This is a genomic window from Okeania hirsuta, from assembly GCF_003838195.1.
Taxonomy (GTDB): domain Bacteria; phylum Cyanobacteriota; class Cyanobacteriia; order Cyanobacteriales; family Microcoleaceae; genus Okeania; species Okeania hirsuta.
On the sequence record NZ_RCBY01000247.1, the window covers coordinates 1 to 10,181 of the forward strand.

6 protein-coding genes and 1 pseudogene are annotated in these 10,181 nt (G+C 38.4%); all 7 read left to right on the forward strand.

Going from position 1 to position 10,181, the window contains the following annotated elements; translation table 11 throughout:
- The first annotated feature begins 472 nt into the window (after positions 1–472).
- The gene (locus D5R40_RS26720) at positions 473–1,006 is read left to right on the forward strand and encodes an RDD family protein (protein WP_124147577.1); all 534 of its coding nucleotides are present in this window, start codon (positions 473–475) and stop codon (positions 1,004–1,006) included.
- A 33-nt stretch (positions 1,007–1,039) separates the two neighbouring features.
- A complete protein-coding gene (rpmG, locus tag D5R40_RS26725; protein ID WP_124147576.1) occupies positions 1,040–1,228 on the forward strand; it encodes a 50S ribosomal protein L33 in 189 nt (62 codons plus the stop codon).
- 75 nt (positions 1,229–1,303) lie between these two features.
- Positions 1,304–1,522: a 30S ribosomal protein S18 gene (gene rpsR, locus D5R40_RS26730; protein WP_124147575.1), complete on the forward strand. Its 219-nt coding sequence runs from the start codon at positions 1,304–1,306 to the stop codon at positions 1,520–1,522.
- A gap of 155 nt (positions 1,523–1,677) precedes the next feature.
- Positions 1,678–3,696 carry a ribonuclease catalytic domain-containing protein gene (locus D5R40_RS26735; RefSeq protein WP_124147574.1) on the forward strand — a complete coding sequence of 673 codons (2,019 nt, stop codon included), beginning with the start codon at positions 1,678–1,680 and terminating at the stop codon, positions 3,694–3,696.
- A 1,525-nt stretch (positions 3,697–5,221) separates the two neighbouring features.
- The gene (ppsA, locus tag D5R40_RS26740; RefSeq protein WP_124147573.1) at positions 5,222–7,651 is read left to right on the forward strand and encodes a phosphoenolpyruvate synthase; all 2,430 of its coding nucleotides are present in this window, start codon (positions 5,222–5,224) and stop codon (positions 7,649–7,651) included.
- A 1,590-nt stretch (positions 7,652–9,241) separates the two neighbouring features.
- Positions 9,242–9,940: a two-component system response regulator RppA gene (gene rppA, locus D5R40_RS26745; RefSeq protein ID WP_124147572.1), complete on the forward strand. Its 699-nt coding sequence runs from the start codon at positions 9,242–9,244 to the stop codon at positions 9,938–9,940.
- Positions 9,941–9,955: 15 nt separating this feature from the next.
- Positions 9,956–10,181 (forward strand): annotated as a pseudogene (locus tag D5R40_RS26750) (hypothetical protein); the annotation flags it as partial.

Genomic DNA, 10,181 nt, shown 5'->3' on the forward strand with positions numbered 1-10,181 from the left:
AGCTACTCTGTAAAAGGCTAGGCTTTAAGGTAGTTGTGCGAAGCGCAAAACGACCGCTTTTCTCATTTAAAGAATAGGATTTAAACTCAATTTTTCGGTAAAACTTAAAATTAAAAGTTAAAAGCAAAACTTGAGAATTTATGGAGTAATCATACTGATTATTGACCAGAGCAAAAATCTCATTTTATCTTAAATGTAAAATCATAGTAATTCCTAAATTGTAGTGAATATTGTGATTGAATTAGATTTAATTTCATATTCAAGTTAATAACTACTTAGTAACTTAGCCATCAGATCGGATTAGTCCTACCCATAGCTACCAGTAATAATTTATGTATATTAACTTCATATCTGAAAAACCCGGAAAAATTGACAAATAAAAAACATGATAAAATTATAGAACAGTAACAAAAGCCAATAAAACAGTTACATATTCTCCTAACCAGACCAAAAAAGAATTAAGGTCTATCTTATGAGCGATAATATTATACCCCAATTGCCAAAAGCACCTCTATCCCGTCGCGTAGCAGCATTCAGTATAGATGCTTTAGTAGTTTGGTTTTTGAGTGCCATAATTAGCAATAATTGGTTCACGTTTATTTTATTTTTTATGGTACTTTGGATAATAACACGAGTACTAGTGGTCTATAAAAACTATGGTCAGAGTATAGGGCACTATGCTCTAGATATGAAAGTTTTAGATACTAGATACCAAAGAAATCCAGGTATCCTAGATTTATCAAAGCGAGAAGGAATTTTAGCATTATCTGGGGCATTGGCCATGTTAGGAATTAGTAATTTAACATCAGGAAATGCTGCTGTCTTACTACTAATAATGCCTTTATTTTTGGACTTTACAGTAGCTTTAGTAGATATTGAAAGGTATCAACAAGCTTTCCATGACAGAATAGCTCAGACAATAGTAGTAGGGACAATGCGTGGTTACTCCCTAGATATTAAGGTAAAGTGGCTAGTTGACGAAGCCAAGCGCTATGTGAGAAGATAGTAATTTGTGTCTAACATTCATGGAAACTGAAAAATGGCTAAAGGAGTCAGAATTGTTATTACACTAGAATGCACAGAGTGTAGAACAAATTCCAATAAACGTTCACAAGGTGTGTCTAGGTATACAACAACTAAAAACCGTAGAAATACAACCTCAAGATTAGAATTGAAGAAATTCTGTACTCACTGTAATAAACATACAGTTCACAAAGAAATTAAGTAAAAATTCAGTGAGTATTAAAAACAGTAAATAACTAAAACGTAAACGTAAACAAAAATAACTAACAAATAATTAGCAATGGCGAATTACTTCCGCAAAAGAGTATCACCAATTAAACCAGGCGATCCAATCGATTATAAAGATGTGGAACTACTAAAGAAATATGTTACAGAAAGAGGTAAAATTCTGCCAAGAAGAATCACTGGTTTAACTTCAAAACAGCAGAGAGATTTAACGAAAAGTATCAAAAGAGCTAGATTAGTAGCTTTATTACCCTACGTTAATAGAGAAACCTGAAGATAGAGTGTTTGAGATTTGAGATTTTGGAAAAATCTGAAAAAGTTAAATATTAAGAAAAAAACCAAAGTCAAAAAATCTCAAACTAAACTAGCAAAAACCACAACCCAAGCCAAGGCAATTGAAAATTTATAGGGATATATAAATAAGGAAAAGTGGAGAAGGGAAAATTAATTGAATTTAGATTGCATGGAGAACGGCGACTAGCCATAGCAGAACGTCCAGATGGTAAAAAAAACTGGGTCGTGGTGGAAGCAAATGGTCAATCTCACAGCATACCTCCAAAGCAAATCAGTTATGAAGTAGCAGGAGAAAGTTACAAATCATCAGAAATTCCCAAATTTCTTCAGGAAGTAGAAACTTATATAGACCCTTCAAGTATAGAATTAGCATGGGAACTACTGGTAGAAGAAGCAGAAACAGTAAATCCAGAAGAAATGGCCTTACTGCTATTTTCAGAACAAACACCAGCCCAATGTTACGCAGCATACATATTACTATCAGACGATAAACTCTACTTTAAGCAAAAAGGCGATCGCTACGAACCCCGACCTATAGCCCAAGTAGGAGAAATCAAACATCAGCAAGAAGTCCAAAAACAAAAACAACAAGAACTAGAAAACTTTTTACTCCGGGTGCGTAACCGACTAGCAGGAGAAGAAGTAGAGTGGCAACCAAGCGATTATAACCGCCTAGATGTAATAGAAAAATTGGCGACTTACGGAGAAGAAGCTTCTAATCGTACCCAGGCAATGGATACCTTGGCAGTCTTAGAATTACCCGAAACTCCAGAAGCAGCGTTTAAACTATTAATGGATCTAGGTATATGGAGCGAACATGAAAATCTATTTCTGCGACGTAGTCAGATCCCAAAACATTTTTCTACCAAGGTACTAGAAGTGGCTCAAAGCTGCCTGCAATCTCCCCAGCCAGATCCAGACACAAACCGTTTGGATTTAACTCATCTAAAAGTCTATACCATAGACGATGAAAGCACCAAAGAAATAGATGATGGCCTCAGTATAGAATTTTTAGAAGACAATCAACAAAAGATATGGGTACATATTGCCGACCCAACTCGCTTACTTACTCCTGGTGATGAGTTAGACCTAGACGCAAGGCGAAGAACTACTACACTATATTTACCCACAGGTATAATTCCGATGTTCCCATCAGAGTTGGCCACAGGGCCAATGAGTCTGATTCAGGGACAAATTTGCAGCGCTTTGAGTTTTGGCGTTATTTTAGATGAAAGTGGAGGAGTTGTAGACTACAGCATTCACGCTAGCTTAATCAAACCAACCTACCGTCTGACTTATGATGATGTAGATGAAATGTTACAGTTACAGATTAAGCTAGAACCAGAAATTCATGTTCTCAATCAGTGGGCGAAACAAAGATTTCAGTGGCGACAGTCACAAGGCTCTATTAGTATATATATGCCAGAGTCAGTGATTAAAGTCGAAGGTGAGGAAGTAAAAGTAGAAGTATTGGACGACTCACCATCAAGACAGCTAGTGGCAGAGATGATGATTATGGCAGGAGAGGTTGGGGCAAAATATGGTCAAAAACATGATATACCCCTTCCCTATCGCAGTCAACCCCAACCAGAACTTCCACCAGAGGCAGAACTAATATTATTGCCTGCTGGGCCAGTTCGCTCTTGTGCGATGCGTAGATGTATGCCTAAAAGTGAAATGGGTATTATACCAGCTCGTCACGCTAGTTTGGCCTTAGAAACTTATGTTCAGGTTACTTCTCCGATTCGGCGTTATAGCGATCTATTGGCTCACTTTCAAATTAAAGCTCATTTACGAGGAGAGGAGTTACCTTTTAGTCGAGACCAGATGCAAGAAATAGTAATGAGTTTAGTTCCTGCTGTCAAAGAAGCTTCTAGTGTGGAAAGATGTACGAACCGTTACTGGGGACTGGAATATTTGCGACGTAATTCTGATGAGGTTTGGCAAGCATTGATAATTCGGTGGTTGAAAGAAGAAATTAATTTAGGGTTGGTGTTATTGGAAGAGTTGGGGTTAGAGTTGGCGATGCGGTTTGGTCGGTCTGTCAATGTGGGCGATCGCCTAGAGGTGAAAGTTGCCCATGCTGACCCTCGTAAAGATGAAGTGATATTCCAGGAAGTTATTACGACTGTAGCAGAGGCAGCAGCAAATTAAATTATTCAGCAGTTATCTAGGAGTGGGGGAGTGGGGGAGTAGGGAATTAGGAGAGTGGGGGGCATTTTTCTACTTTTTTCCCTATTCTATTTCTGAATTTCCGGTGTTGCATAAATGCGGGATGATTTTAATAGTTTTGTGGAAGTGGAATGGGCATCTTGCCCATTCCTGATATTTTCACTCCTTGGCAGGATATCCACCCCACTTATATTCATCCCGCCCCTCAGTAATGCCGAATTTCCCTACTTCTATGCCAAAAGTACATACCGCTGGCAAAGATACCATAAGGTTCTATAGCAGTTGCCACTATAGTTAGGACATAGGGTGATATCATCAGGGCTTACGCATAGACACTATATTGACTGAGGGCGAATACCATTTGCTAACGCAAAGCTCCGAATTGCGCCCCTACATATGGTATTTTCAAGGTGATTCTGCGTAAGTCCCGATCATGTGTCCCCTTCGGTGGAGCTACGCTTACGGCAGAACAGTTACAATTAGGAGCGTGCTTGGCAGTTACTATAATTATCCGAACATGATGTAATTAGGGCTTGCTGATTAACTATCAAAGTATTGAAATATAAAGGTTTCAGCCTTATTAGATTGAAAAAAAGTCCCAGCTTTTCGGTTAAGAAAGCTCAAAAAACTAGCATTTTGTGCAAGAGTTGGGCAGAAAAATTAAGGGACAATTATTCCAACTACATCCTCTGTAATTCCCATTTATCCTGACTCCTGACTCCTGACTCCTACCCTCACCCATAAGACTTTTTCAGCAAACCCTAATTATGATGATTTATAACGCGAGCAAGATGCTCACACTAATTGTTCTAACTAACATGACGGTTGCTATATTTTTGAGATTAAAATCAAGATTTTTACAGATATATACTGGTTATTTAATACCTCTTATGTAGGAAAAAACGCCAAACAAACTTAATATATTAACTTAACTATAGTTGGGATTAAAAAAAAGGAATTAACCATCGTTATTTAATTTCTATTTAAGCTTAATTATAATCCTCAGTAATGTGTCTGCCTCAGATGAGTCGCAGTCAAACCCCCTCTATAGAATTATTAAAGCGCTTAATCTTTTGTAATAAGTACCTCTACACTACTCCTATCAACATTTTTTTACTTTTGGTAACTAAGATGTATACCTCAGAAAAGTTGTCGGTTACATAGAGTTTAATTAATATATTAATAGAGGAATAAATCATTTGGATAGAGTTCATTTGATAACATATATGGATAATAAAGAGCTATAAATAAATAAATAATTGTTAGGGATCAATGTGATATAGATTATAGGTCGTTAACAAAAATAGTTTTTTTATAGCAGAAGGAAGAAGGAATAAAGAAAAATCTTACGTTATCTGAATTTTAAGCTTTTGCTCTGTCCTAAACTTTCCTTCGACTGCTATAAAGGCAAAAATATAGTGATTTGCCTTGAAGATAAAATTGTGAAAAAAATTATATCCAAGCTGTACCGCGATGAAACAGCTTAACTTTAGGAGAAATTAAAGCAATGCTAAAAACATTAATAATTCAAAATAAGACTTTTACTGCTAAAGAAAAAAGCTTAGTGTTGTGGTTTGATGAAGTTAGTATTAATGACATTCCTTTAGTAGGAGGTAAAAACGCATCTTTAGGAGAAATGATGCAACAACTTACCCCCAAAAATATCAATATTCCTAATGGTTTCGCTACCACTGCTTATGCCTATCGTTACTTCATCAAATCTGCTGGTTTAGAAGCAAAACTGCGCCAACTATTTGCCGACCTTGATGTTGAAGATATAAAAAATTTGCAACAACGGGGTAAAAAAGCACGAGCATTGATAATGAATACACCCTTTCCAGCAGAACTCGAAAAAGCGATCGCCCTCAGCTACGAAACCCTTTGTTATCTCTACGGTCAAGATACAGATGTTGCTGTACGTTCCAGTGCTACTGCCGAAGACTTACCAGATGCCAGTTTTGCCGGGCAACAGGAAACTTACCTCAATATTCACGGGGTTGAAAGCGTACTTAAAGCTGCTCATAAATGTTTCGCATCAGTATTCACCGACCGCGCTATCTCCTACCGCACTATCAAAGGTTTCGACCACTTCGATGTTGCTCTCTCAGTTGGCATTCAAAAAATGGTGCGTTCCGACCTTGCTACCTCTGGTGTCATGTTTTCCATAGATACCGAAACTGGATTCAAAAATGCTGCCCTAATTACAGCAGCTTATGGTTTAGGGGAAAATGTCGTACAAGGCGCAGTTAACCCCGATGAATACCTGGTATTCAAACCTACGCTCCGAGAAGGTTTCCATACTATTCTCAACAAACGCCTGGGCACTAAAGCTATCAAAATGGTTTATGATGGCGGTAATTCGATTAAAAACGTACCCGTGCCAGAGCGACAGCAACAACAGTTTGCTCTGAGTGATGATGAAATTCTGCAACTTGCCCATTGGGCGGTAATTATTGAAGACCATTATTCCCAGGTGCGCGGTAGTTACACGCCGATGGATATTGAATGGGCAAAAGATGGTATTACCAATAGTTTATATATAGTTCAGGCGCGACCAGAAACAGTGCAATCTCAAAAATCTGAGAATATGCTGCGTAGTTATCAGTTGCAGGAGAAAGGGAAAGTATTGTTAACAGGTCGTTCTGTGGGTCAGGCGATCGGTCAAGGTAAGGTACGCGTAATTCTGGATACCCATAACATTTCTGAATTTCAACCAGGGGAGGTGTTAGTCACTAACAAAACTGACCCCGACTGGGAACCCATTATGAAAAAGGCTAGCGCTATAGTTACTAACCAAGGTGGGCGTACTTGTCATGCTGCAATTATTGCGCGGGAGATGGGTATTCCGGCGATTGTTGGTTGCGAAAATGCTACGAAACTATTGTACAATAGTCAGGCGGTGACTGTTGACTGTGCTGAGGGAGAAGTGGGGATAATTTATGATGGGTTGCTCACGTTTGAGGTGGTGGAAACAGTATTGGATGATTTGCCAGAAACTCGCACCCGCATTTTGATGAATGTGGGCAACCCAGAGGAGGTTTTTCGGTTATCGGCACTTCCTGTTGATGGTGTGGGTTTGGCTAGATTGGAATTTATAATTGCTAATCATATTGGGGTGCATCCTTTAGCATTGCTCAATTTTGACGAAGTGGAAGATGAGGTGGAAAAGGCAAAAATTGCTGAGTTGACTATGGGATATGAAAATAAGGCAGATTTCTTTATCGATCGCCTAGCTTATGGGATGGGAGCGATCGCTGCTGCTTTTTATCCGAAACCTGTTATTGTGCGGATGAGCGATTTTAAGAGTAATGAATATGCTAATTTATTGGGAGGGAAACAGTTTGAACCTGATGAAGAAAACCCAATGATTGGTTGGCGAGGTGCGTCTCGTTATTATCATCCCAAATATCGGGAAGCTTTTGGTTTGGAATGTCTGGTACTGAAGCGAGTGCGGGATAAAATGGGATTGGCAAATGTAATTCCGATGATTCCGTTTTGTCGTACACCCCAAGAAGGAATGAAGGTTTTAGGGGAGATGGCTAAGTATGGTTTGGTGAGGGGTGAGAATGGTTTGCAGGTTTATGTGATGTGTGAGTTACCGAGTAATGTGATTTTAATCGAACAGTTTGCTCAAGTGTTTGATGGATTTTCTATTGGGTCGAATGATTTGACTCAGTTGGTATTGGGTTTAGACCGAGATTCGGCATTGGTAGCAGATATTTTTGATGAACGCCATGATGCTGTGAGGCGAATGATTAAGATTGCGATTACTATTGCTCATGAGTGCGGGCGTAAGATTGGTATTTGCGGTCAGGCACCGAGCGATCATCCTGAGTTTGCGCAGTTGTTGGTAGAGTTAAGGATTGATTCTATTAGTTTGAATCCTGATTCTGTGTTGAAGACTCGGTTTGAGGTGGCGAAGTTGGAGGGGTGTTAACGAAGTCAGAAGTCAGAAGTCAGAATTCAGAAGTCAGAAGTGAAAGTTGATAGAAAGTAATGGTTATATACTAATTTCAGGTTATTCTTTCACATCATAAGTTGCCAACTATTTGTGACATCTTGAAAAATTGGTATTAAGTAGGGAATAGTTAGTTGTTGGGGGTTTAGTGACTAAACTCATGTTGATAATTTTTATTGTTGGGTTTTGCTGTCGCGATACAGTCGATGGGGATATCACTATCCCTCACATCTGCTTCAAAACCGTGCGTGAGAGTTTCCAACTCACACGGCTCCTAACATTGCAGGATTTTTCAAGGTTGGTTACACCTACTTTCGCACCTATATTTCAAGGTTTGTCCACGATTGTTGGCTTCGGTTTTCGCTACTCTTTGGCTTGGCTGCCTGGAGATTTTTATTAACAAGAGTCTCCTACTCTCGACTTGAGCCTACTCACCCCGGCCTATTCGCATTTTGGCTTAATACAATTTCGGCTTCAGTGCCTAAGAGCAATGTCTCCCCACGTCTGCATATCCTGAACATTACTCCAGGCTTGCTTTTTGGGGAATCCTTAGCCCTAAAAGACATTGGTTAAACTTTTCCTACTCATCGAATGAGAGTCTAATAGGGGTTACTTCGTTCCCATAACACATTTCACGTTAGCTTTAGGCGTCCTGAGTTGTCCGAGACTTGCCAGCTAGTCCTTTAAGCGGTTGAAGACCTAAAGGGGCGTCATCTATACCGTTTTGTTCACGGGGGATACAAGGACAATTACCCCGATTTAGGTTGACGTTTGCGCAGCATTCCGAAGGAAACGTTTAACAGGATTCATGTTCTTGACCTTGAATAACTACTCTTGCAGCATCGTCCTTAGTCCTTAAAGCTGATCCGCTTTTAGCCCATGCACTGAGAATAATGGTTGTTAATCCATTAAACCTGAGCTATGAAGTCACTCCCTAGCTGAGAGGGAAGGAATTGAACCTCCATGAGTTATGAGTTTTTAACCTTTTGGTTAAAGGGTCATGTTGCCGTCTTGGCTTCTTTGACCCAACGAGTCGCACTCAACCCAACCTACTGCCACTTAGAATAACACAAAGTTTTACGATGTAGCCTAGATAGATGACTATTCAGGTAAATTTTCAATATATCTTACAAAAGTCCCTAAGATATATTTTTCATTTAACTGATTGTTTTTATGTCCTAAATTCTTTCCCTTTGTTAGTAATATCATCTCCCGATAAGAGCGTGATAGAACTCCGTTCCGCGCTCCGCGACCAAAAAACTTTCTCTTTCTTCTTCTTTCTTCCCTCCTGACTCGATCCGACTGACTCCTGACTCCTTCGTCGTTTATTTATAACTGTTCAACCGGACATGATATAACATACAGCCGAAAAGCTTAATGGGATTGTTGGTAAAATTAGCCCAAAAAATTCATTTTAATTTCATAATTTTATTTTATAAAGATAAAGATATAGATAAGCTAAGTGAAAAAAATCTCAAAAAACTACATCTATTCTATTTTTTTTGTGTTGATTATTAATGCTATATATTCATAAAATAAAGTTACTAATCTAATTATGTTATTTATGTTATGCGAGTTTTATTGGTCGAAGATGAACAGGATTTAGGAGCAGCAATTAAACGAGTTCTTCATCAAGAATCTTATGTGGTCGATTGGGTAGTTGATGGTACAATAGCATGGGAATATTTAGAAAGTCAATTAACCTTATATTGCCTTGCAATTTTTGATTGGTTATTACCTGGATTATCAGGGTTAGAATTAGTCAAACTTTTGCGACAGAAAAATAGTGCTTTACCTGTACTACTATTAACCGCAAAAGATAGTATGGCAGATAAAGTTATGGGACTAGATGCGGGGGCAGATGATTATTTAGTTAAGCCCTTTGGCATGGCAGAATTATTAGCTAGGCTCAGGGCTTTACAAAGGCGATCGCCTCAATTTCAAGCCCAGCAGTTACAAGTAGGAAATATAATTCTAGACTACGGCACTAATACTGTTTGTTTAATGGATAAAAATCAGAAAAAACAGGTTATTTCTCTGACTCATAAAGAGTTTGTACTGCTAGAATATTTCCTCCGACATCCTCACCAAATTCTCAGTCGCGATCAAATTTTAGCTCAACTTTGGGAATTGGACGCAGAACCAATTAGTAATGTTGTTGCTGCTCAAATTCGACTATTACGACGTAAATTAAGTATGAGTGGAGGTGAAGATTTAATTGAAACAGTTTATGGTTTGGGTTATCGTTTTAATCCTGTGGAAAAATAGGGCCAAAACTATATTATGAAACAAATTAATCGGCGACATTTTTTAACCCTAAGCTATAGTAGTTTTCTTGCTGTTTTAATCGCTCAATGTAGCAGGTATAACCCTCAAGAAAACAAACAAAATTTATCATCCTATCCTCAAATTAACCAAAGCCAAAATGGAATTTTAGAAGTAAATTTAATAGCTAGTATTAATAAAATAAATCTAGGAAATAAACAAGCTTATGTATTAAACTATAACG

Excerpts from the sequence above, each read along its gene's own strand:
- D5R40_RS26720 (WP_124147577.1), top strand. The coding sequence starts at position 473 with ATGAGCGATAATATTATACCCCAATTGCCAAAAGCACCTCTATCCCGT.
- rpmG (WP_124147576.1), top strand. The coding sequence starts at position 1,040 with ATGGCTAAAGGAGTCAGAATTGTTATTACACTAGAATGCACAGAGTGT.
- rpsR (WP_124147575.1), top strand. The coding sequence starts at position 1,304 with ATGGCGAATTACTTCCGCAAAAGAGTATCACCAATTAAACCAGGCGAT.
- ppsA (WP_124147573.1), top strand. The coding sequence starts at position 5,222 with ATGCTAAAAACATTAATAATTCAAAATAAGACTTTTACTGCTAAAGAA.
- rppA (WP_124147572.1), top strand. The coding sequence starts at position 9,242 with ATGCGAGTTTTATTGGTCGAAGATGAACAGGATTTAGGAGCAGCAATT.